Source organism: Aurantibacter aestuarii, from assembly GCF_003008425.1.
In the GTDB taxonomy this organism is placed as follows: Bacteria; Bacteroidota; Bacteroidia; order Flavobacteriales; family Flavobacteriaceae; genus Aurantibacter; species Aurantibacter aestuarii.
This window is the reverse complement of the sequence record NZ_PXOQ01000009.1, coordinates 654,611-676,656: the sequence shown is the minus strand read 5'-3', so window position 1 is coordinate 676,656 and position 22,046 is coordinate 654,611. Positions and strand designations below refer to the sequence as shown.

The window sequence follows — 22,046 nt, the reverse complement described above, 5'->3', positions numbered from 1 at the left end:
GCAAATTGCGGGTTTTTTTATGCCATAAAACGTCTGTGGCATATATATTGAACTACTAAGTAATACAAGTATTTATTAATAAAACATCCTCCAAAGTGCATAATATAAATGACACTTTGGCTCAAATATATCTATGAAAAAATCAGATTTTTTAACACTTGACAGTTTGTCACTCCAAGATTTTGATGGAAATTCAGAATTAATACCATTAATGACGCCAGAAGATGAAGCCGCTATCAATAATGAAGAGCTTCCGGAATCTTTACCAATACTATCCTTAAGAAATACCGTGTTGTTTCCAGGAGTAGTTATTCCAATTACAGCTGGAAGAGATAAGTCCATTAAACTTATAAACGATGCTAATAAAGGCTCTAAAGTTATTGGCGTAGTTGCCCAAAAAGATGAAACTATAGAAGATCCTTCAGCAAAAGAATTACATCATGTAGGTACTGTAGCTCGTATTTTAAAAGTTTTAAAAATGCCCGATGGTAATACTACTGTTATTATTCAGGGTAAAAAACGTTTTGCTTTAGACCAAGTTGTTCAAGAAGAACCTTACATTAGAGCAACAGTTAAGGAAGTTGAAAGTGTCAATCCAAAAAAGGATAAAGAGTTTAGGGCAATCATAGAAACTATTAAGGAAATTTCACTTCAAATTATAAAGGAAAGCCCTAATATTCCTAGTGAGGCTTCATTTGCTATTAAAAATATTGAAAGTGATGGTTTTTTAATCAGTTTCATTTCGTCTAACATGAATTTAACTGTTCCTGAAAAACAAAAATTACTTCAAATTGGAAACTTAAAAGAAAGAGCTTTAGAAACTCTACGTTTTTTAAATATTGAAGTGCAAAAATTAACTTTGAAAAACGATATTCAGTCCAAAGTCCAGACGGACATGAATAAACAGCAACGTGAGTATTTCTTAAATCAGCAATTAAAAACCATTCAGGAAGAATTAGGTGGTGTTAATAACGACCAAGAGCTGGAAGAAATGAAAACGCGTGCTAAATCTAAAAAGTGGAACGAAAAGGTGGCGAAGCATTTTAATAAAGAAATTGCCAAGCTTCAGCGTATGAATCCGCAGGTTGCAGACTATTCGATTCAACGTAATTATTTAGATTTATTTCTGGACTTACCATGGAACGAGTTTAGTAAAGATAAGTTCGACTTAAAACGTGCTATGAAAATTCTGGACCGTGACCATTATGGTTTAGATGATGTAAAGAAACGTATTATTGAATACTTGGCAGTTTTAAAATTGCGTAACGATATGAAATCGCCTATTTTATGTCTATATGGACCTCCTGGAGTAGGTAAAACGTCTTTAGGAAAATCTATAGCAGAAGCTTTAGGTCGTGAATATGTAAGAATCTCTTTAGGAGGTTTAAGAGACGAAGCGGAAATTAGAGGGCACCGAAAAACCTATATAGGTGCTATGCCAGGACGTATTATCCAAAGTCTTAAGAAAGCAGGAACGTCTAATCCGGTATTTGTTTTAGATGAAATTGATAAGTTGTCTAATTCAAATCAAGGAGACCCATCTTCTGCAATGCTAGAAGTTTTAGATCCAGAGCAAAATAAAGAATTTCATGATAACTTTTTAGAGATGGGTTACGACTTGTCTAAGGTTATGTTTGTTGCAACATCTAATAGTTTAAACACCATACAGCCGGCTTTACGTGACCGTATGGAAATTATAAATGTTACTGGCTATACTATTGAAGAAAAAGTAGAAATTGCTAAACAGCACCTATTACCAAAGCAAATAGAAGAGCATGGTTTAAAAGCAAAAGATATTAAAATAGCTAAACCACAACTAGAAAAAATTGTAGAAGGTTATACGCGAGAATCTGGAGTAAGAGGTTTAGAAAAGCAAATTGCTAAAATGGTGCGTTACGCAGCAAAAAATATAGCAATGGACGAAGCGTATAACGTGAAAATTACTAATGATGATATTGTTGAAATTTTAGGTAGTCCTAAATTACAACGTGATAAATATGAGAATAATGATGTGGCTGGTGTAGTTACAGGTTTAGCATGGACTAGTGTTGGAGGCGATATTTTATTTATAGAATCTATTTTATCTAAAGGAAAAGGAAATTTATCTATAACTGGTAACTTAGGAAAAGTAATGAAAGAGTCTGCTACCATTGCAATGGAGTACATTAAATCTAATGCAGACGAGTTTGGGATAGAATCGGGAATTTTTGATAAATATAATGTACATATTCATGTACCAGAAGGCGCAACACCTAAGGATGGACCAAGTGCAGGGGTAACCATGTTAACGTCTTTAGTCTCTTTATTTACTCAAAAGAAAGTGAAAAAGAGTCTTGCAATGACAGGGGAAATCACTTTAAGAGGTAAAGTTTTACCAGTTGGAGGTATTAAAGAAAAGATTCTAGCAGCTAAACGTGCACGGATTAAAGAAATACTATTGTGTGAAGATAATAGAAGAGATATTGAGGAGATTAAACCAGAATATTTAAAAGGCTTAACGTTTCATTATGTTTCCGATATGAAAGATGTCATAAAATTAGCCATTACTAATAAAAAAGTAAGTAATTTTAAAAGCATAAAATAAAACGTAAAAAATAAATCTATCTTTAATCCGTTCTAAGATAGATTTATTTACTTTGCGCCTGCATGAAAATAGTTTACTTTTTTGTTATTGGGTTTTTACTTTCTGGAGTTGCGGTTGCGCAGTTAGGAGGGAATTCAACCTATCAATTTCTTAATCTGGTGTCGTCTCCAAGACAAGCCGCTTTAGGAGGTAAAGTACTTACAAATGTAGACTACGACGTTACTCAAGCCTTATATAATCCATCGACCATTAATATTAATATGGATAATCAGCTTGCGGTTAACTATAGTAATTATTTAGGAGATATTTCATATGGTACGGCTGCTTACGCCTATACCTGGGATAGACGTACTCAGACTTTTCACGCAGGAATGACTTATGTAAATTACGGACAATTTGATGGTTATGACGAAAATGGCCTTGCTACCGGTGAGTTTACAGGAAATGAAGCAGCATTATCTTTAGGCTATGCTTGGCAAATTGGCTATTCCGATTTCTATGCAGGAACCAATGTAAAACTTATTACATCCAGCTTAGAGCAATACAGTTCTTTTGGTGCAGCAACCGACTTAGGATTGCTTTATATAGATGAGCGTCTAGAGTTTCAAGCAACTCTTGTGGTGAGAAACTTAGGAACCCAAATTACAACCTATGCAGGACTTAAAGAGACTTTGCCATTGGAAATTAATTTGGGGTTGTCACAAACTTTAGAGAATTTACCTTTACGTTGGCATCTTACCTTTGAGAATCTTCAACAGTGGCCTATTGGCGAGCCTAATCCAGCTCGTATTGAAACCGATTTAGAAGGTAATATTGAAGAAGATAAGGTGGGCTTTCTAGGTCAGGTTATAAGGCATACTATTTTGGGAGCAGAATTGTTTCCAGATAAAGGTTTTAATATCCGATTGGGTTATAACTTTAGAAGAGCAGAAGAATTACGTATTAATGATCAAAGAAACTTTTCAGGGATTTCAGCCGGTTTTGCAGTGAAAATTAATAAACTTAAGTTTAGTTATACCCATGCACGTTATGCGGCAGCATCAAATGTAAGTTTCTTTGGTTTGCAAATAGATTTAAGAGAATGAAAAAAATTACCATAGCTATAGATGGGTTTTCATCTACAGGAAAAAGTACAGTTGCCAAACAATTAGCAAAACATTTAGGTTATGTTTATGTAGATTCTGGTGCTATGTATAGAGCTGTAACTTATTTTGCTATGCAGCATAATTATATTTCTTCTGAAGCATTTGATGTTGAAGCTCTTGTAGAGAAATTGGACGATATTACGATTTCGTTTCAGTTTAATTCAGATAAAGGTTTTGCAGAAGTTTATTTAAACGGAAAAAATATAGAACACGATATAAGGACTTTAGAAGTTTCTAAATTTGTAAGTAAAGTTGCGGCTATTCCAGAAGTTCGTTATTTGTTGGTCAAACAACAGCAAAAAATGGGGCAAGATAAAGGCGTGGTTATGGACGGTCGAGATATTGGTACAGTAGTATTTCCTAACGCAGAACTTAAAATATTTATGACTGCGTCTGCACAAACCAGAGCGCAGCGTCGTTTTGATGAGCTTATAGAGCGAGGTGATGAAGTAGAGTTTGACGAAGTACTAAAAAATGTTCAGGAACGCGATTATATAGATTCTCATAGAGAAGATTCCCCTTTAATTAAAGCTGCAGATGCTACAGAAATTGATAATTCTCACCTTACACGTGAGGAACAATTTGCGAAAGTGTTACATATAGCTACAATTACTATAGACGGATTGAAGTAGGAGGTCTTTAGTTTAAATATGCAATACTAATAAATATTTTGACAATGAAATTGATAATAAAAATAACAATATTATTTTTTTGTATTATTTTAATTAGCTGTAATAATAAAGAAACCAATATTAAAAAGTCAGAAAATATAAATTTTTCTGTCACAAAAGATATCTCTGCCTTTAATCCAAATAATAATAGGGGAAATAAAAATAATAGATATGTTTATATCCTAGATTCTCTTCTTGATTATACTAATTTAGTTAAGGTTGGTGAAAAGAATAACCCTTTTGAAAATGACACTTTGATTTGGTTTAATATATACAGTTCCAAATCTAAACGATTATTAGAGGAAAGAGAAATTTTTTTTTCAGATAAAAAAGCACCTCAAATTAACCAGTATATTACTTATGACTCAAATGGGAATATACTTAAAGATAGGAGTTACTTCGTTGATTTACATATAAGTGATACATTAAATTTAGGGAAGAGTATTCATAGCTTAGAATATGTAGGTAAAGTTGATGAAAATAGAACTTTATTAGCGGCTCATATTGAAAACAGTTATGATAATGTTAAGCGTATTGATTCTTTTCGGGGCAATGAAGAAACAAATAAAGTTCGATTTTGGATAAATTTAGATTCGTCTGGAGAAAAAATAATAAAAGGGTTTGTGTCTCAACAGCACATAAAAAAAACTGAGATAGATGATAGTACTAGTAAGCTAACTGTGTACTATAAAAGAATACTATTTAACAAAAAAGTTTACATGAAAATAGTCGATAGTTTAGATTAGTAAAGCATAAGTTGAAAAATTTCATAATACTGTGTTAACAATTTTTTTAGTTTGTGCTAAAAACTGTAAGTATAGTGAAATCAATAAATGGGTTAGTGACAATCAATTTCTTTTTACTTACTGCTATGCTGTCTTTGAGTTGTATAAATGAAAGAAAGTTAAAAATGAATTTCTAACAAACCAAATTATATTTTAATTTTTAATACGATAAGAAAAATCCCATTTGAAAACATTCAACTGGGATTTTTTAGATTTCGTTTAACATAAAACCTCTAACAATTACATATTCGGAATCACTAATTCTTGATCTGGGTGAATAACGTTAGGATCTTTTAAGATGTTTGTGTTAGCTTCAAAAATAGCCTTGTATTTCATTGGGTCACCATAATAATGCTTAGCAATCTTACTTAAACTTTCACCTTTCTCAACGGTGTGTCTAGCATAAATAGATTCGTCAGCAACTCTAATATCTGCCTGTACATCTGTTGGGTTTTCTCCGCCAGCAGCTTTTATTTGGTCCCATAATAAATTTTTCTCGTAAGGAGTTGCAGCGGTACCTTTTATCTTTAAAACACCATTTTCTTCTGAAACATCTCCATTTTGAATATTTAATTTTTCTCCTAAGTCTAATACTTTTTGATATTTTGCTTTTACTGCCATAATTTGATATGTTTTTGATTGTTAATAGGCTTAAATATACCATTTTTCAGTAAAAAGAAATGAGGTTAATCGCTAAATAAAACTTAAAGTTTAAAAAAGAATGATTTTCAATACGTTACCTGTTGTCTGTTTTAATAATTTATAGTATTTTTGCAGTCCTTTTAACGGCAAATGATTTTTTAAAAGGAATTGAACTAAAAACTATTTTTAACACTTCTGTGTGTCAGTCGTTTAAATAAATCTAAACACTCAGAATACAAAATTTTAATCAGCAAACAAACATGGCTGAAAACAAAAACAACGCTGAAGTTGAAGCAACTGAAGCAAAAGCAACTCAAGCTCCAGTAGTATCTGAAGCTCAAGCAAACCCTGAAAAATTCTTAAAAGAGTTTAACTGGCACAATTACCAAGAAGGTATTGATGAGGTTGAAGATTCTCAGTTAAAAGAATTTGAAAAGTTAGTATCAGAAAATTTCGTTGACACTTTAGATGACGAAGTTGTAGAAGGAACTGTAATTCATATTACAGATCGTGATGCAATTATTGATATTAACGCTAAATCTGAAGGTGTAATTTCGTTAAACGAATTCCGTTACAACCCAGATTTAAAAGTTGGCGATAAAGTAGAAGTATTAATTGATGTGCGTGAAGATGCAACAGGACAATTAGTATTATCTCATCGTAAAGCTAGAGTTATCAAAGCTTGGGATCGTGTTATTAAAGCAAATGAAACTGGCGAAATCGTAAATGGTTTTGTTAAGTGTCGTACAAAAGGTGGTATGATTGTAGACGTATTTGGTATTGAAGCATTCTTACCAGGTTCTCAAATTGACGTTAAGCCAATTAGAGATTATGACGTTTACGTAAATAAAACAATGGAATTTAAAGTAGTGAAAATTAATCACGAATTTAAAAACGTTGTGGTTTCTCATAAAGCACTTATTGAAGCTGATATCGAGGAGCAGAAAAAAGAAATTATTGGTCAATTAGAGAAAGGTCAAGTTTTAGAAGGTGTGGTTAAAAACATTACTTCTTACGGTGTATTCATCGATCTTGGTGGTGTAGACGGATTAGTTCACATTACAGATTTATCTTGGTCTCGTATCAACCATCCAAATGAGATTGTTGAGTTAGACCAGAAGTTAAACGTTGTAATTTTAGATTTCGACGAAAACAAATCAAGAATCCAATTAGGTCTTAAGCAATTATCTAAGCACCCATGGGATGCATTAGGAGAAACTGTTGCTGTAGGAGATAAAGTAAAAGGTAAAGTAGTTGTAATTGCAGATTACGGTGCATTTATTGAAGTAGCAGATGGTGTTGAAGGTTTAGTTCACGTTTCTGAAATGTCTTGGTCAACACACTTACGTTCGGCTAACGATTTCGTAAATGTTGGAGATGAAGTTGAAGCAGTAATTCTAACTTTAGATCGTGAAGATCGTAAGATGTCTTTAGGTATCAAACAACTTCACCCAGATCCATGGACAGATATTACATCTAAGTATCCAGTAGGTTCTAAGCATACAGGTATTGTACGTAACTTTACAAACTTTGGTGTTTTTGTTGAATTAGAAGAAGGTATTGATGGATTAATTTACATCTCAGACTTATCTTGGACTAAGAAAATCAAGCATCCATCAGAATTCTGTAACGTTGGTGATAAATTAGATGTAGTGGTATTAGAATTAGATGTTGAAGGACGTAAATTATCTTTAGGTCACAAACAAACGACTTCTAACCCATGGGATAAGTATGAAACTGAATTTGCAGTTGGTACTAAACATACAGCTGAATTAACAGATGTTGTAGATAAAGGTGCTACTATCGAGTTTAACGAGGATATCGTTGCTTTTGTTCCTTCTCGTCACTTAGAGAAAGAAGATGGTAAGCAAATTAAGAAAGGTGAAACTGCTGAATTTGTTATTATTGAATTTAATAAAGAATTTAAGCGTGTAGTAGCTTCTCATACAGCTATCTTTAAAGCAGAAGAAATGCAAAACGTAAAAGCAGCAGCTAAAAAAGCTGAAGCTCAAGCAGCAGAAGCAAAACCTACATTAGGAGACGCTAATGATGCATTACAAGCATTAAAAGATAAAATGGACGGTAAGAAATAATCGTACCGCATCTGTCTAGGCAGAAATCTTTTTAACTATAAATGAAAAACCTCTCGGAAACGAGAGGTTTTTTTATAAATGATAACTGAGAATAATATAAATTATCAAATTGTTATCTATAATTTTTTCACTTACATTTGTAAAACAAACAGGTTAGAAAAATTATGAGCCAAAAAGTGTTACTTAATGCATCAGAAATTACTATTATTCTTCATCGATTAGCCTGTCAATTAATCGAAAATCATAACGATTTCAGTAACACGGTTCTTATTGGTTTACAACCAAGAGGAAAGTTTCTAGCCAATAGAATTGCCTCTATTTTAAAAGAAGATTATCAAATTTCAGACTTAAAATTAGGGCACTTAGATATTACTTTTTTCCGTGATGATTTCCGAAGAACAAGTAAACCTTTAGAAGCCAACAAAACACAAATAGATTTTTTAGTTGAAGATAAAAAAGTTGTATTTATAGATGACGTGTTATACACAGGTAGAAGTATTAATGCAGCATTAACAGCAATCCAATCTTTTGGAAGGCCTAAAGAAGTGGAGCTATTAACTTTAATAGATAGACGATTTAGTAGGCACCTACCTATACAACCAAACTATAGAGGGCGACAAGTAGATGCTATAACAGGAGAGAAAGTAAAAGTCAACTGGATCGAGAATGAAAATGAAGATGCGGTTTATTTGGTGAAAAATTAAATTTATAAGAATTAAAAACTTAAGGTATTGATTAAATAGCTAATAGCTAATAGCTAGAAGCCAAAAGTAAAAAAAATGAACGAACTAAGTGTAAACCACTTGCTAGGCATAAAATACATCACAAAAAGTGACATCGATTTAATTTTTGAAACCGCAGATCACTTTAAGGAAGTCATTAATCGCCCGATAAAAAAAGTGCCTTCCCTAAGAGATGTTACTATTGCTAATTTATTTTTTGAAAATTCAACAAGAACAAAACTATCATTCGAGTTAGCTGAAAAACGTCTTTCTGCAGATGTTATTAATTTTTCAGCAGCACAATCATCGGTTAAAAAAGGAGAAACTTTAATAGATACTGTAAATAATATTTTGTCTATGAAAGTGGATATGGTAGTTATGCGCCATCCAAATCCAGGAGCTGGAGTTTTCTTGTCTAAGCATATTAAGGCAGCTATAGTTAACGCAGGAGATGGAGCGCATGAACATCCAACACAAGCTTTATTAGACTCTTTTTCTATTAGAGAGCGCTTAGGAGAGGTCGCGGGTAAAAATGTAGTTATTGTTGGTGATATTTTGCATAGCCGTGTGGCTTTGTCTAATATCTATGCATTAAAACTGCAAGGAGCAAATGTTATGGTCTGTGGACCAAATACTTTAATTCCTCAACACATTCATAAACTAGGAGTTAAAGTCGAGCACGATTTGCGTAAAGCCTTAAACTGGTGCGATGTGGCAAACATGCTTCGAGTTCAAAATGAGCGTATGGCTATCAGTTACTTTCCATCTACAAGAGAATATACCCAACAATATGGAGTTAATAAAAACTTACTAGATTCATTAGATAAAGAAATTGTTATTATGCACCCAGGACCAATTAATCGTGGTGTAGAAATCACGAGTGATGTGGCCGATTCTGGACAATCTATAATTTTAGATCAGGTTCAAAATGGAGTAGCTGTAAGAATGGCAGTTATTTACCTATTAGCTTCCAAAATAAAAAACTAATTATGATTATAAATACCAACGAAAATACTTCAATTATAACTCAAGAAAAAGCAACTATAATTGAACTTGTTAAAAAAATTGAAGCTCTTTATCCAAAGTTCAAAAACCAGAATATTATAGTTCATTTAACTAGCATTAAATCTATCGTATTGGAAGATATTATTGAGTTTTTACAAATATCTAATCAACATAGAGCAAAAAAACATTCCTTTGTTATTGTTACCGAAAGTTTTGATTCTAGTAAGTCTCCAGATGAAATTGTTGTGGTACCAAGCCTTCAAGAAGCTTATGATATTATAGAAATGGAAGATATGGAGCGTGATTTAGGATTTTAATCATGTAATTTCTTTCTATAATAGCCCTTTTTTACCAACAAAATGAAATTAAATATATTAGGTTGCTACAGTGCAACGCCCCGAACTTTTACAAACCCTACAGCTCAAGTTTTAGAAATAAATAATCATTTGTTTTTAATTGATTGTGGAGAAGGTACGCAAGTACAATTGCGAAGACATAAAATAAAGTTCAACCGAATAAAACATATATTTATTTCTCATTTACATGGAGACCATTGTTTTGGTTTGGTGGGTTTAATTTCTACATTTCGACTACTTGGTAGAGAAGCCGATTTGCACATTTATGCGCCAAAAGGTTTAAAAGAATCTATATTACTTCAGCTAAAACTAGGTAATTCATGGACTAATTATAACTTGATATTTCATGAGCTCACTAATAATAAAAGTGAATTGATTTTTGAAGATGAAAAGGTTACTGTAGAGACCATTCCTTTGGATCATAGAGTTTATACTAACGGATTTTTGTTTAGAGAAAAAGAAGGCGATAGAAAGTTAGATATGAACGCCGTTTTAAACGAAGGTATAGACGTAGCTTATTACAGAAAACTTAAACAAGGAGCAGATGTTCCTAACTTGAAAGGTGTAATAGTACGTAATGAGTTAATGACTAAACCAGCCGCTCCACCAAAAAGTTATGCGTTTTGTAGTGATACGGCTTACAATGAATCCATTATTCCGCTAATCTCAAGCGTTACTGCGCTTTATCATGAGTCTACATTCTTAGATCAGCATATAGAACTTGCAGCACCAACAAAACATTCTACAGCCAAACAAGCTGCTGCAATTGCCAAGCTGGCAAATGTTGAGCAGTTAATTTTAGGCCATTATTCTACAAGATATGATAATTTAGATGCTTTTAAAGAAGAAGCAGAGACCATCTATTCTCCAGTTTATCTTGCAGATGACGGTAAGGTTTTCGATATCTAGCGGAATACAAAAAACTTTGTTAAGACTTGCTTAATGCTATATAAAACCTAAAAAAAAGGTTTAATTTTATAGTATGGAAAAAGATTTAGGTGATTACAGAAAATCATACGAATATGGTGAATTATTACTCGATAATACGCCAGAAAAGCCATTAGAGCTTTTTACAACTTGGTTTAATGAAGTAGACCAGAGATTTAAAGATACCGAAACCAATGCAATGACAATTTCTACTATTGGCACAGATGGTTTTCCTAAAAGTAGAATTGTATTATTAAAAAAATTTTCTGATGAAGGTTTTATATTTTACACCAATTATAAAAGTGAAAAAGGTAGAGCTATAAAAGTAAATTCGAAGGTATGCTTATCTTTTTTTTGGGAAAAAGCAGAGCGTCAGGTTATTATTAAAGGTGAGGTGTCTAAAATATCTGAAGCAGAAAGTGATGCTTATTTTCAATCTAGACCAAAAGGTAGTCAATTAGGAGCAGTGGTATCTCACCAAAGTGAGCCCATAGAAACTCGAGAATTACTAGAAAATCAGTTGAAGCAATTGGAGCAAGCATATAGCTCTAAACCTGTAGAACGACCAAAAGTTTGGGGAGGCTATATTGTAAAACCAATATCTGTAGAATTCTGGCAAGGTCGACCAAATCGATTACATGACAGAATTTTATTTAAGCTTCAAGACCATAAAACATGGTCTAAAACCCGATTACAACCTTAATATGAAAACACTTATCCTAATTAGACATGCAAAATCTTCATGGAAACATGATCTTCCAGATCATAAGCGCCCTTTAAAAAAAAGAGGTAGAACAGATGCCGCATTAATGGCGAAGCATTTAAAAGAATCGGATTTTTTAAAACCTGATAAAATTGTTATTAGTGATGCAGAACGGGCCAAACAAACCAGTGAAATTTTTATTAAGCATCTAGATTGGTCATCTGTAAACACTTATTTAAACAATGATTTATACGATTTTTCTGGAGAATTAGCTTTTAATGTTATTACATCCACTCCAAATGATATAAATACATTAGTTATCTTCGGGCATAATCCAACATTTACTTTATTAGCCAGTCAATTAGGATCTAAATTTATAGATAATATCCCAACTTCGGGTTTAGTTCAAATTCAATTTGAACAAGACAATTGGAGCAAGGTTAAGAAAGGGTTAACAATCAGAACATTATATCCTAAATCTTTAAAATAAACCAAATTAAAATATATTTGTTTTTCAAAATCAAACCATGACCAAAACACATAATAGTTATTTAAATCGTGAAATAAGCTGGTTACAGTTTAACGGAAGAGTATTACAAGAAGCGGGAGATAAAACCGTACCACTTATAGAGCGTATGCGTTTTCTAGGAATTTTTTCTAATAATTTAGATGAATTTTTTAAAGTGCGATATGCTACTGTCAAACGTATAGATTATGCAGGTAAAGCAGGGAAAAGTGAGTTAGGTGGCGTAACAGCTTCAGAATTATTGGAGTTAATTACAAAAATTGTAATTAAACAACAGACCGATAGCTTAAAAATTTTAAGTGCTATTGAAAATGAATTAGAACAGGAAGATATATTCATTATTAAAGAAGATGAACTAGACCAAAATCAAACCGAGTTTTTAAAAGATTATTTCATTAAGAAAATTAGTCCTGCACTTGTGACTATTATTTTAAATGAAGATATCGATCTTCCAAATCTTAAGGATAGTGCGGCTTATTTAGCAATAAATATGCACTTAAAAACAGGCAAGCATCAATATGCGCTTATTGAGATTTCTAAAAATATGGACCGTTTTATCGTGTTACCTCAAAAAGATGGTAAAGACTATATTATAATGGTCGATGATGTGTTAAGGCTTTGTTTAAATGATATTTTTAGCATATTCGATTATAAAAAAATATCGGCGCATATGATTAAAATCACTCGAGATGCAGAATTAGATTTGGAGAGTGATTTAAGTAAGAGTTTTATGGAAAAAATAAGCGATAGTGTTAAGGAGCGCCAAGAAGGCGAACCGGTACGTTTCGTTTATGATAAAACCATCGCTAAAGATACTTTGCAATTTTTTATTCATAAAATGGGGATTGATTCCACCGACAGTAGAATTCCTGGTGGAAGATATCATAATCGTAGAGATTATATGAGTTTTCCTAGTTTAGGAAGAACCAATTTGCTTTATGAAAAAATAGAACCATTACCTGTAAAAGGTTTGAGTCTTGAAACAAGTATTTTTGAAGCGATAGACAAAAAGGATTATTTCTTATATACACCATACCATACCTTTTCTTACGTAGTTAAATTCTTAAGAGAAGCGGCTTTAGACCCTAAAGTGAAGTCTATAAAAATAACTATTTATAGATTAGCAGAAATTTCTCAAGTGGCAAGTTCTCTAATAAACGCTGCAAAAAACGGTAAAAAAGTTACGGTTTCTATGGAAATTCAAGCACGTTTTGATGAGCAAGCAAATATTGAGTATGCAGAACAAATGCAACGTGAAGGTGTTAATCTAATTTTTGGAGTTCAAGGCTTAAAAGTTCACAGTAAAATGTGTGTGATAGAGCGAGAAGAAGATGGAAAATTAAAACGTTATGGCTTTGTAAGTACGGGTAATTTTAATGAGTCAACCGCGCGTGTTTATACGGATTTCACGCTGTTTACATCACATTCTAAAATCCTAAAGGATATAAATAAAGTTTTTAATTTCTTTGAAGTTAACTATAAGATATACCGTTATAAACATATTGTAACCTCGCCTCATTATACTAAAAATACCTTTTATAAACTTATAGATAAAGAAATCGAAAATAAAAAGGCTGGTAAACCAGCTTACATTCGATTAAAAATGAATAGTATTTCAAGCTATAAAATGATAGATAAGCTTTATGAGGCAAGTCGTGCTGGAGTTCAAATTCAAATGATTGTGCGTGGTATTTGTTGTTTAGTTCCTGGAGTTAAGGGCATGAGTGAAAACATAGAGGTTATAAGTATAGTCGATAAATTTTTAGAGCACACCAGAACTTATATTTTCTGTAACGATAACGACCCTAAAATATATATTTCTTCAGCAGACTGGATGACTCGAAATATTGAAAATAGGGTAGAAGTAAGTTGTCCTATTTACGCCGAGTCTATTAAAAAACAATTATTAACTATATTTGATCTTTGCTGGAATGATAATGTGAAGGCAAGAATTATAAATCAGGCAGGAAATAATTCCTATAAAAAAGATAAAAAACCAAAATTAAGGTCTCAATTTGAAACCTATAATGTTTTGCAAGCACATTTAAATGACCAATAATATGCTTAACATAAAAAAATATGCCGCTATAGATATAGGGTCTAACGCGGTACGTTTATTAATTTCTAATATTGTTGAATTTAAAGGTAAACCAACACAGTTTAAAAAGAGTTCTTTAGTACGAGTGCCAATTCGACTTGGAGAAGATGTCTTTGTAAAAGGCAAAATTTCTAAAGAAAACAGTGAACGTATGGTAAATACAATGACAGCTTTTAAACTACTGATGAAGTCTCATCGAGTGGTTAAATATAAAGCTTGTGCAACATCTGCAATGCGTGAAGCAAAAAATGGACATGATTTAGCTAAAATTATAGCTAAAGAAACCAATATACACATAGACATTATAGATGGTGAGGAAGAAGCAACTATTATTGCAGCTACAGATTTGAATGCCTATATAGAATTAGATAAAACCTATTTATATGTAGATGTTGGAGGTGGAAGTACGGAGTTTTCTATTATTCATAAAGGGGAAAAAATAGATTCTAAATCTTTTAAAATAGGAACTGTTCGTTTATTAAAAGATATTGTTTCTAGTGAATCTTGGAAAGAGTTGGAAGTTTGGATAAACGAAAAAACTAAAAGTTATCAAAACATTGCGGTGATTGGTTCTGGAGGAAATATTAATAAAATATTTAAACTCTCTGGAAAACAGCAAAGTAAACCTTTAACTTATTTTTATTTAAGCTCTTATTATAAAATGCTTCAGGAATATTCTTATGAAGAACGTATTTATAATCTAGATTTAAACCAAGATAGAGCCGATGTAATTATACCTGCATGCCGGATTTATTTATCTGCAATGAAATGGAGTAATGCAAAAAACATCTATGTTCCGAAGATAGGATTGTCTGATGGTATCATAAAAAGTATATACAACAATACGGTTTCTAGCCATTCAAAGATAAATTAAGCGCTTTGTCTATTAGTATATGCATCTTATCAAAAAAAAAATTATATTAGCTACTTATAATTTTAATGTAATTTAAATCCAGATGAAAAAAAATTTACTTTTTGTTTTTTTACTTTTAAGTATCACAAGCACTTTTGCTCAGGAAAATCTTTTTGGTGCTAGAGTAGGTCTAAACGTTACAAACTTAGATTTTAGTCCAGAAGTTCCAGAAGGGGTTTTAAACGCGCACAGAAATGGGTTTGCAATTGGTTTTGTTGCCGATTATGGTATTTCTAAAAAGTTTTCTATAATGCCTGAGATTCAATTTTCAGCTGAAGGTGCTAAAGATGATGGATTACGTTTAGATTATATCCAATTACCAGTTCTGTTTAGTTACAAAATTTGTGACCAAATTGCTTTAGGTGTTGGTCCACAAGTAAGTTTAAAAGCACACGATTATGAAGATGGTTTCCAAAATATAGTTTACGCAGGTATTGCTGGATTAACTTATATGATTACAGATGTATTTTTTGTAGATGCTCGTTTTTCTTATGGCTTAACAAATGTTTTTGATGATGAAACAGGATTAGATGCTATAAATAAAAATCTTCAGTTTGGATTTGGTTTAAAAATGTAATCCACGCTTAACAATAAAAAAAAGTCCAACACAGCATGTGTTGGACTTTTTTTTTATTGTATATATAATTATCGTATTCTTCTAATCTACTTGTAATTTCTGCTGTTTTACAATAAAATTAAACGCTAATTCTTCTAATCTTTTAGAATTAATTGTACCGTTCCAAACCCCGTGTTTTTTATTCTCTAAAGGGTAAAAGGCATGCGGAATTTCAAAGTTCTTGTATATTGAGTTTAATACTTCTGCATGACTAAATGGTACTATGGGGTCTAACGTTCCATGCGCAGTAAATAATGCTGGAGCATTCTTACTTAATCTATTAACGTTATATGATTTTTCCAATCCATCTAAAGCAATTTTAGAGCCCCAAAGATTAATTAAGGTTTTAATCTGGTAGGTTTCGTCTATATGTGTTGTATGTAAGGTAGAATCTTGTGTAATGGTTAATTCATCTCTAAAATCTTCCAGGTTAGAGATACTTAAAGCAATTGCGGTCATAGCACCCGCAGAAGCGCCACCAACAGTAATGTAATTGGTGTTAATATGATAATCTTTAGCATGTGCAACTACCCACCTTAAAGCGGCTTTAGCATCTCTAACTGCTGGATAAATAGCTAAAAATTGATTTGCTTTAGAACTGGGAACTTCTTTAGCTGTATGAATCCATTCTTTGGGAACTGTTCCTTTATGTTTTTTTAATCTGTAATCTATCGAAACAAAAACCCAGCCTCTAGAGGTATAATAGTGGGCTAAATTTACAACCGCTTCTTGAGTTTTAGATCCGCCAGAAAATCCACCGCCATGAATGAACATATAAACTGGTCTATTTGTAGTTTGATTGTCGGGTTTATAGACATCCAGTTTAAGTGGAAGTACAGAAGCATCTGGACTATTGATATCTTTATGTACTAATCCTTCAGCATAAACAATATCTTCATCAATAAGTACCTTGTAAGTTGGTTTAGATGTTAGTTTGGGTGAATTATTATTTATCTGCAGAAAGTGTTCAGTTTGACTGCATAAAACAATAAGCGCAGCACACAAATAAAAAAAATAGATTTTCATTTAAATTTCTTTTGGTCTATAGTTAAGACCACGAAAATTGATTATGGTTTAATTAAACCCTAATATTATCCGTGGATAGACTCGCTCTTGCTTAAATCTTTCATAATTTCAGCTTCAAAAGTCAACAAGTCTTGCCATTTCTGGTCTACTTCTTTGCGGTCGCCATATTGTCTTGCAAAACCTAAAAACATGGTATAATGATTTGCTTCGCTTACCATAAGTTTACGGTAAAACTCTGCAAGTTCTTTATCTTTTAGTTGCTCACTTAATAATCTAAAGCGTTCACAGCTTCTGGCTTCAATTAAAGCAGCATAAAGCAATCTGTGCACCAATTGTGTCGTTCTGCTACCGCCTTTTGGAAAAAAGGTAACTAGTTTTAAAACATAGTCGTCACGTCTATCTCTACCTAAGGTCCAGCCATGTTCTAAAATTTTATCGTGTACCATTTTAAAATGACTAATTTCTTCTTTAACTAAAGCGGTCATTTCGGTCACTAAATCGCTATATTCTGGGAAACTTACAATAAATGAAATGGCAGTACTAGCAGCTTTTTGTTCGCAAAAGGCATGGTCTGTTAAAATATCTTCCACATTTTTCTCTACGATATTTACCCATCTTGGATCTGTTGGTAACTTAAGGCCTAACATTTTTATAGCGTCTTCCATAGTTTAAAATTATAGTTCTACAAATATAAATTCATCTTTCAATGGAGTAATCATTACTGTAGTAGAAAACATAGTTTTAGGATTAAAAAAATCCATCAAAATACAAGGTACATCTGGGTAATATTTATCAAGTTTTTCTGTCCAGACATTTCTTAAATAGAAATTTTCTAACTCTAATTGACTTAAATGTTCAGTAATTATAGGATCCTTAATTGAGAAAGATTTATCAAATATAATTTCATTATTAAGTGAAACTTTAATATCTGTATTGGTATCCTTAAAAACATTAATTTGATCCTTTTTTTCTACTTTAATACTTCTGTCCTTAACTGTGTATTGTTTTATATAAACATGATATCCATTAGAGAAAATTGTATCCGTAACTTTTTCAGAATAGCTTTCAGGAATATAAGTAATATTTGTGTTTGACGACTTTTGTTGATTGAATGCTGCTAAACTCGTTTTTTTATGATCTTTCAATCGATCACGACCATCACAATTTAAAAACGTGCAAATAATACTTATTAATAACCCAAAAGATAAAATAGACTTCATGTTAAAGTACGTTGTTTATTAAACCGTTAAGTTACAAATCTAAATCGAAGGTAGATCTTAAAAAATCGATTGCTGGATTTTTTTCTTTTAACTTCTCGTATTTTTCTTGCGGTGTATAGGCAAATTTAGTTTGTAAGACTTCATTAATAGTAATATTAAAGCCTATACTGTAATTATTTAATTGTTTTCGTAAAAAGTTTAAAATTTCGAAAGAATTACGTTCTAATTCAATTTTATTGGTTTCATTAGGAAAGGTTAAATGAATTGTTGCGCCGTCTAATTTGGGTTGATCCATATTAAGAATAGAGGCCAGATTCATTTGTCTGTTGTCTTCTGTAATTTTTAGAATAGCTTTCCAAGCTTCTAAAAAAGCTTCTTCTGTAAACGCATCTGTTGGTAAATCTTCTTCATCTACCACCACATCCATTTGCTTTATTTGATGCTCTTTTTTAGCGCGAATACTTTTTAAAGACAAACCTGAAGTTTTCTTTCCTGATAAATCTAAAGGAACTCTCGGTTTTGGCGGATTTTCCTTAACGGGTTCCGAAGTTTTAAGCTTGTTTGCTGTTTCTTGAGCTATTTCTTGCTTTGGTTGCTGAGTATTTTCCTTTTGTTCTGTTGAAACAGCTGGATTTACTTTAATAGGCTCTATACCTTTTGCTCTAAAAAATGAAGGAGATATTATGTAGCGGCTAAGCTTTTTTTTTTAGCAGAATCGTGCGTTAAAGACGCTAGTTGCATTAAACAAAGCTCTACTAATAAACGCTGATTTTTACTGCTCTTATATTTCAAATCGGTTGCATTAGCCAAATCTATACCTTGAATTAAAACATCCTGACTTGCTTTTTGGGCTTGTTGCGCGTACTTCTCTTTAGTTTGTTCGCCTACTTCTAATAAAGCAATAGTTTCTGGAGATTGGCACACTAAAAGATCTCTAAAATGTGAAGCCAAACCTGCAATATAATGGTGACCATCAAATCCTTTAGATAAGATGTCATTAAATTGAACCAATAAATCTGGAATTTTGTTTTCTAAGATATAATCGGTAGAGGTAAAGTAGGTTTCATAATCTAGAACGTTTAAGTTCTCTGTTACGGCTTGTCTGGTTAAGTTTTTACCTGAAAAACTTACCACACGATCAAAAATAGATAAAGCATCTCGCATAGCGCCATCTGCCTTTTGAGCTATAATATGTAGAGCATCATCTTCGGCAGTAATACCTTGTTCTTCAGCAATATATTTTAAATAATTTTTAGCGTCGGTAACGGTAATTCGTTTAAAATCGAAAATCTGGCAACGCGATAAAATGGTTGGGATAATTTTATGCTTTTCGGTGGTCGCTAAAATAAAAATACAATGTTTTGGTGGCTCTTCTAACGTCTTTAAAAAGGCGTTAAAAGCAGCTTGAGACAGCATGTGCACCTCATCTATAATATACACCTTGTATTTTCCAACTTGTGGTGGTATACGCACTTGGTCGGTTAAATTTCTAATATCGTCTACCGAGTTATTAGAAGCTGCATCCAACTCAAAAATATTAAAAGCAAAATCTTCATCTGCTTCATCATGACCTTCGGCATTAATCATTTTAGCCAGAATACGCGCGCAGCTGGTTTTACCAACACCACGTGGACCTGTAAATAATAAAGCTTGTGCTAAATGATTATTTTCAATAGCATTTAACAACGTATTTGTAATAGCATCTTGACCAACAACATCCTTAAAGGTTTGTGGTCTGTATTTACGTGCCGATACTACAAAATGTTCCAAATGCTAATTTATTTTGTTATCACAAATTTAGAAAAACAAAGCTCAATTTAGTAATTAAATTGAGCTTTGTTTTTATGGAGTTATTAACAGAAGGTTATTTTAAAGTTTTCTTTAGATTTTCTAAGTCTTTCTTAGATATTTCTTTTGAAAACAAATCAAAAACATTTCCATTAGGATTGCCAAAACTGATGGTGCTCATATTTTTCATGTCATTAAAAAACACTAATTGTTGTCCTGTGCTAGCAGTTCTGATACTGTCAGAGTAAAGAATTACAATGTTGTCATCGTTATCTAAAACAGCTTTGTAAATTTCTTCTTTGGTTACAATTTTATAATCAAATTTATAAAAATCTTTAAAATACGTTTTATTTTTTTCGGATAAAGACGTTTCATTTATATAAAGAATTTTGCTTTCTAGCTTTTTTATATTCTCTTTTTGTTCTAAAAGTGCTTTGGCCATCATAGCTTTAGCTTCTTTCATTTTTATTTTTTTTGTATTAGATGGTATGTTTAAAAATGATATTAGTCTATTTTGAAAATCTTGTATAAGAATATAGTATTCTGCTTTATCAGAGTTTTTATCAAGTTTAAAGTCTATTGGGTAAACACTAATTTTTTTGCCTTTTGAATCAAAACCTATTAAATTTAAATTTGAAAATTTTTGTGATGATTCAAATCTTGTTTCTCCACTTCCAGAATTAACCTTTGGTAAGCCTCCATTTGAACTAAACATACTGCTACCTGTGGTAGATCCATTTTCTTGTCTCAAAAAAGCATATGTGCTATTTTTATTTTTATAAAGCGTTCTAAATTCTTCATAAGATATAAATGCAATATCTTTGTTTATTGTCCATTCACTTTCTATTGCTTCTTTAAGCATAGTGTTATATTGTAAATTACTTTCTTTAGTTTCTTTTTTGAAAACTACTTTTAATGGTCTTGACGTAAGATCTTTTGTGTTTTTAATTAATTTTTGAACAGCTTTTCCTTGTGCAAAACCTGAAGTAGTTGTTAATAATAAAAATGCTAAAATTGAATAAATTGTTTTCATTTGATTGTTTTAAAATTTTAAAAGTCGCAAATTTAATAGATTTTAAGCTTTAATAGCTATAAAAGATTACTTTTGTAGCTTAAAGCAGGTCGCCTTATCGCATCTTAGTTTTAAGATGAGGAAAGTCCGAACACCAAAGTGTAAGCATAGTGGTTAACAGCCACCAGTCGTGAGGCTAGGAAAAGTGCAACAGAAAGTATGTACAGGTCATGCTGTAGTGAAACCAGGTAAACTCTATGTGGTGCAATCTCATGTAAATTAACGTTTGAACGTACACGCGTGATGTTAAAGGGTAGAGAGCTAGAGTGTTATGGTAACATAACATGTAGATAAATGATAAGGGCTCTTTTTAAGAGTACAGAATTCGGCTTATAGATCTGCTTTTTTTTAAGTCTACAGTACTCAGTCTTCAGTTGGCAGTTCCCAGTCTAGAGTACAATTGTTAGTTATTTTTAGTGTTTTATTTGTTAGTCGTGTGTTTAAATTTAAACTTTACTAAACCCTAAACCCTATCCATGAATACTTCCGTGTGTTCCGTAATTTTTAATTAAATCTGCTTCAAAAGTCACTAATTCCTGCCAACGTTTTTCAACATCTATACCTTTTCCATATTTTCGGGCTAAAGTGATAAAAGTCGTGTAATGTCCAGCTTCACTTACCATCAATTCGTAATAGAATTGAGATAACTCTTCATCTTCAATATGTTTGTGGAGTAATTTAAAGCGTTCACAGCTTCGTGCCTCAATCATTGCTGAAAATAATAAACGATCTACCATACTTTGTAAGCGATTTCCACCTTTATTCATAAACTTGTAAAGCTCATTTACATAATGGTCTTTGCGCTCGCGACCTAATTTGTATCCTCTAGCTTTAATTTGCTTACAAACACGCTGGAAATGCTCTAATTCTTCTTGTGCCAACTCGGTAAGTTCTTCAACCAAATCTTCATGTTCAGAATTTAAAGTAATTATAGTTATGGCGTTGGTGGCTGCTTTTTGTTCGCACCAAGCATGATCACTTAAAATTTCTTCTAAATCTTGTTCTGCTATTTTCGCCCAACGTGGGTCGGTATCTAATTTGAGGTGAAGCATTTTGACAATTAACTTTATGCAAATACACGGTTTTATTTTATAATATAAAATTTAATGATAAAAAAAGCGCTTAAAACTATATTAAGCGCTTTTTTGCATGAT

At 32.1% G+C, this 22,046-nt stretch carries 20 protein-coding genes, 1 other RNA gene and 1 pseudogene; 15 read left to right on the top strand and 7 right to left on the bottom strand.

Annotated features, from left to right (window positions below):
* The first annotated feature begins 133 nt into the window (after window positions 1-133).
* From lon to C7H52_RS09705, 4 genes are all read left to right on the top strand, one after another.
* Complete coding sequence (gene lon / locus C7H52_RS09720) at window positions 134-2,584, top strand: endopeptidase La (RefSeq protein WP_106463704.1); 2,451 nt, start codon at window positions 134-136, stop codon at window positions 2,582-2,584.
* A 62-nt stretch (window positions 2,585-2,646) separates the two neighbouring features.
* Entirely contained in the window at window positions 2,647-3,669 is a 1,023-nt protein-coding gene (gene porQ / locus C7H52_RS09715) for a type IX secretion system protein PorQ (RefSeq protein ID WP_106463703.1), read from the top strand.
* Window positions 3,666-4,361, top strand: a complete 696-nt coding sequence (gene cmk, locus C7H52_RS09710; protein ID WP_106463702.1) for a (d)CMP kinase — start codon at window positions 3,666-3,668, stop codon at window positions 4,359-4,361. Before porQ ends, cmk begins: the two co-directional genes overlap by 4 nt.
* A gap of 44 nt (window positions 4,362-4,405) precedes the next feature.
* Window positions 4,406-5,146 (top strand): hypothetical protein, encoded by a 741-nt coding sequence (locus tag C7H52_RS09705; protein WP_106463701.1) that lies wholly within the window; start codon window positions 4,406-4,408, stop codon window positions 5,144-5,146.
* A gap of 279 nt (window positions 5,147-5,425) precedes the next feature.
* On the opposite strand, the gene C7H52_RS09700 is transcribed toward C7H52_RS09705, so the two are convergent.
* A complete protein-coding gene (locus C7H52_RS09700) occupies window positions 5,426-5,806 on the bottom strand; it encodes a LysM peptidoglycan-binding domain-containing protein (RefSeq protein ID WP_106463700.1) in 381 nt (126 codons plus the stop codon).
* 281 nt (window positions 5,807-6,087) lie between these two features.
* On the opposite strand from C7H52_RS09700, the gene rpsA reads away from it, so the two are divergent.
* From rpsA to C7H52_RS09650, 10 genes are all read left to right on the top strand, one after another.
* Window positions 6,088-7,920 carry a 30S ribosomal protein S1 gene (rpsA, locus tag C7H52_RS09695; RefSeq protein ID WP_106463699.1) on the top strand — a complete coding sequence of 611 codons (1,833 nt, stop codon included), beginning with the start codon at window positions 6,088-6,090 and terminating at the stop codon, window positions 7,918-7,920.
* Window positions 7,921-8,084: 164 nt separating this feature from the next.
* Window positions 8,085-8,624 (top strand): bifunctional pyr operon transcriptional regulator/uracil phosphoribosyltransferase PyrR, encoded by a 540-nt coding sequence (pyrR, locus tag C7H52_RS09690; RefSeq protein WP_106463698.1) that lies wholly within the window; start codon window positions 8,085-8,087, stop codon window positions 8,622-8,624.
* A gap of 75 nt (window positions 8,625-8,699) precedes the next feature.
* Complete coding sequence (locus C7H52_RS09685; RefSeq protein ID WP_106463697.1) at window positions 8,700-9,629, top strand: aspartate carbamoyltransferase catalytic subunit; 930 nt, start codon at window positions 8,700-8,702, stop codon at window positions 9,627-9,629.
* Window positions 9,630-9,631: 2 nt separating this feature from the next.
* Window positions 9,632-9,964 (top strand): ribonuclease Z, encoded by a 333-nt coding sequence (locus tag C7H52_RS09680; protein ID WP_106463696.1) that lies wholly within the window; start codon window positions 9,632-9,634, stop codon window positions 9,962-9,964.
* Window positions 9,965-10,006: 42 nt separating this feature from the next.
* The gene (locus tag C7H52_RS09675; protein ID WP_106463695.1) at window positions 10,007-10,912 is read left to right on the top strand and encodes a ribonuclease Z; all 906 of its coding nucleotides are present in this window, start codon (window positions 10,007-10,009) and stop codon (window positions 10,910-10,912) included.
* Window positions 10,913-10,985: 73 nt separating this feature from the next.
* Window positions 10,986-11,633: a pyridoxamine 5'-phosphate oxidase gene (pdxH, locus tag C7H52_RS09670; protein ID WP_106463694.1), complete on the top strand. Its 648-nt coding sequence runs from the start codon at window positions 10,986-10,988 to the stop codon at window positions 11,631-11,633.
* Window position 11,634: 1 nt separating this feature from the next.
* Window positions 11,635-12,123 (top strand): SixA phosphatase family protein, encoded by a 489-nt coding sequence (locus C7H52_RS09665; RefSeq protein WP_106463693.1) that lies wholly within the window; start codon window positions 11,635-11,637, stop codon window positions 12,121-12,123.
* A 37-nt stretch (window positions 12,124-12,160) separates the two neighbouring features.
* A complete protein-coding gene (ppk1, locus tag C7H52_RS09660; protein WP_106463692.1) occupies window positions 12,161-14,218 on the top strand; it encodes a polyphosphate kinase 1 in 2,058 nt (685 codons plus the stop codon).
* A gap of 1 nt (window position 14,219) precedes the next feature.
* Window positions 14,220-15,131, top strand: coding sequence for a Ppx/GppA phosphatase family protein (locus tag C7H52_RS09655; protein ID WP_106463926.1), 912 nt, complete (start codon window positions 14,220-14,222; stop codon window positions 15,129-15,131).
* Between the two features lie 82 nt (window positions 15,132-15,213).
* Window positions 15,214-15,747, top strand: a complete 534-nt coding sequence (locus C7H52_RS09650) for a porin family protein (RefSeq protein ID WP_106463691.1) — start codon at window positions 15,214-15,216, stop codon at window positions 15,745-15,747.
* Between the two features lie 81 nt (window positions 15,748-15,828).
* Here C7H52_RS09650 and C7H52_RS09645 read toward each other — a convergent pair whose 3' ends face one another.
* The 5 genes and pseudogenes from C7H52_RS09645 to C7H52_RS09625 form a co-directional block, all read right to left on the bottom strand.
* Window positions 15,829-16,812, bottom strand: a complete 984-nt coding sequence (locus C7H52_RS09645) for an alpha/beta hydrolase (RefSeq protein WP_106463690.1) — start codon at window positions 16,810-16,812, stop codon at window positions 15,829-15,831.
* A gap of 65 nt (window positions 16,813-16,877) precedes the next feature.
* Window positions 16,878-17,459: a tRNA-(ms[2]io[6]A)-hydroxylase gene (miaE, locus tag C7H52_RS09640; RefSeq protein ID WP_106463925.1), complete on the bottom strand. Its 582-nt coding sequence runs from the start codon at window positions 17,457-17,459 to the stop codon at window positions 16,878-16,880.
* A gap of 27 nt (window positions 17,460-17,486) precedes the next feature.
* Entirely contained in the window at window positions 17,487-18,032 is a 546-nt protein-coding gene (locus C7H52_RS09635) for a hypothetical protein (protein ID WP_106463689.1), read from the bottom strand.
* A gap of 31 nt (window positions 18,033-18,063) precedes the next feature.
* Window positions 18,064-19,802: pseudogene (dnaX, locus tag C7H52_RS09630) on the bottom strand (DNA polymerase III subunit gamma/tau).
* Window positions 19,803-19,896: 94 nt separating this feature from the next.
* On the bottom strand, window positions 19,897-20,853 hold the full coding sequence (locus tag C7H52_RS09625) for a hypothetical protein (protein ID WP_106463688.1): 957 nt from the start codon (window positions 20,851-20,853) through the stop codon (window positions 19,897-19,899).
* 81 nt (window positions 20,854-20,934) lie between these two features.
* Between C7H52_RS09625 and rnpB the strand changes: the two genes are divergently transcribed.
* Window positions 20,935-21,241: RNase P RNA component class A (gene rnpB, locus C7H52_RS09620), an RNA gene on the top strand.
* A gap of 121 nt (window positions 21,242-21,362) precedes the next feature.
* Here rnpB and miaE (C7H52_RS09615) read toward each other — a convergent pair.
* Window positions 21,363-21,944, bottom strand: a complete 582-nt coding sequence (gene miaE, locus C7H52_RS09615) for a tRNA-(ms[2]io[6]A)-hydroxylase (RefSeq protein WP_106463687.1) — start codon at window positions 21,942-21,944, stop codon at window positions 21,363-21,365.
* Window positions 21,945-22,046: the final 102 nt, after the last annotated feature.

What these genes read in the sequence shown, in the direction of transcription:
- porQ (WP_106463703.1), top strand. Translation starts at nt 2,647, where the DNA reads ATGAAAATAGTTTACTTTTTTGTTATTGGGTTTTTACTTTCTGGAGTT.
- C7H52_RS09665 (WP_106463693.1), top strand. Translation starts at nt 11,635, where the DNA reads ATGAAAACACTTATCCTAATTAGACATGCAAAATCTTCATGGAAACAT.
- miaE (WP_106463687.1), bottom strand. Translation starts at nt 21,944, where the DNA reads ATGCTTCACCTCAAATTAGATACCGACCCACGTTGGGCGAAAATAGCA.
- cmk (WP_106463702.1), top strand. Translation starts at nt 3,666, where the DNA reads ATGAAAAAAATTACCATAGCTATAGATGGGTTTTCATCTACAGGAAAA.
- pdxH (WP_106463694.1), top strand. Translation starts at nt 10,986, where the DNA reads ATGGAAAAAGATTTAGGTGATTACAGAAAATCATACGAATATGGTGAA.
- lon (WP_106463704.1), top strand. Translation starts at nt 134, where the DNA reads ATGAAAAAATCAGATTTTTTAACACTTGACAGTTTGTCACTCCAAGAT.
- C7H52_RS09645 (WP_106463690.1), bottom strand. Translation starts at nt 16,812, where the DNA reads ATGAAAATCTATTTTTTTTATTTGTGTGCTGCGCTTATTGTTTTATGC.
- C7H52_RS09680 (WP_106463696.1), top strand. Translation starts at nt 9,632, where the DNA reads ATGATTATAAATACCAACGAAAATACTTCAATTATAACTCAAGAAAAA.
- C7H52_RS09625 (WP_106463688.1), bottom strand. Translation starts at nt 20,853, where the DNA reads ATGAAAACAATTTATTCAATTTTAGCATTTTTATTATTAACAACTACT.
- C7H52_RS09700 (WP_106463700.1), bottom strand. Translation starts at nt 5,806, where the DNA reads ATGGCAGTAAAAGCAAAATATCAAAAAGTATTAGACTTAGGAGAAAAA.
- C7H52_RS09650 (WP_106463691.1), top strand. Translation starts at nt 15,214, where the DNA reads ATGAAAAAAAATTTACTTTTTGTTTTTTTACTTTTAAGTATCACAAGC.
- C7H52_RS09635 (WP_106463689.1), bottom strand. Translation starts at nt 18,032, where the DNA reads ATGAAGTCTATTTTATCTTTTGGGTTATTAATAAGTATTATTTGCACG.
- ppk1 (WP_106463692.1), top strand. Translation starts at nt 12,161, where the DNA reads ATGACCAAAACACATAATAGTTATTTAAATCGTGAAATAAGCTGGTTA.
- C7H52_RS09705 (WP_106463701.1), top strand. Translation starts at nt 4,406, where the DNA reads ATGAAATTGATAATAAAAATAACAATATTATTTTTTTGTATTATTTTA.
- C7H52_RS09685 (WP_106463697.1), top strand. Translation starts at nt 8,700, where the DNA reads ATGAACGAACTAAGTGTAAACCACTTGCTAGGCATAAAATACATCACA.
- rpsA (WP_106463699.1), top strand. Translation starts at nt 6,088, where the DNA reads ATGGCTGAAAACAAAAACAACGCTGAAGTTGAAGCAACTGAAGCAAAA.
- miaE (WP_106463925.1), bottom strand. Translation starts at nt 17,459, where the DNA reads ATGTTAGGCCTTAAGTTACCAACAGATCCAAGATGGGTAAATATCGTA.
- C7H52_RS09655 (WP_106463926.1), top strand. Translation starts at nt 14,220, where the DNA reads ATGCTTAACATAAAAAAATATGCCGCTATAGATATAGGGTCTAACGCG.
- C7H52_RS09675 (WP_106463695.1), top strand. Translation starts at nt 10,007, where the DNA reads ATGAAATTAAATATATTAGGTTGCTACAGTGCAACGCCCCGAACTTTT.
- pyrR (WP_106463698.1), top strand. Translation starts at nt 8,085, where the DNA reads ATGAGCCAAAAAGTGTTACTTAATGCATCAGAAATTACTATTATTCTT.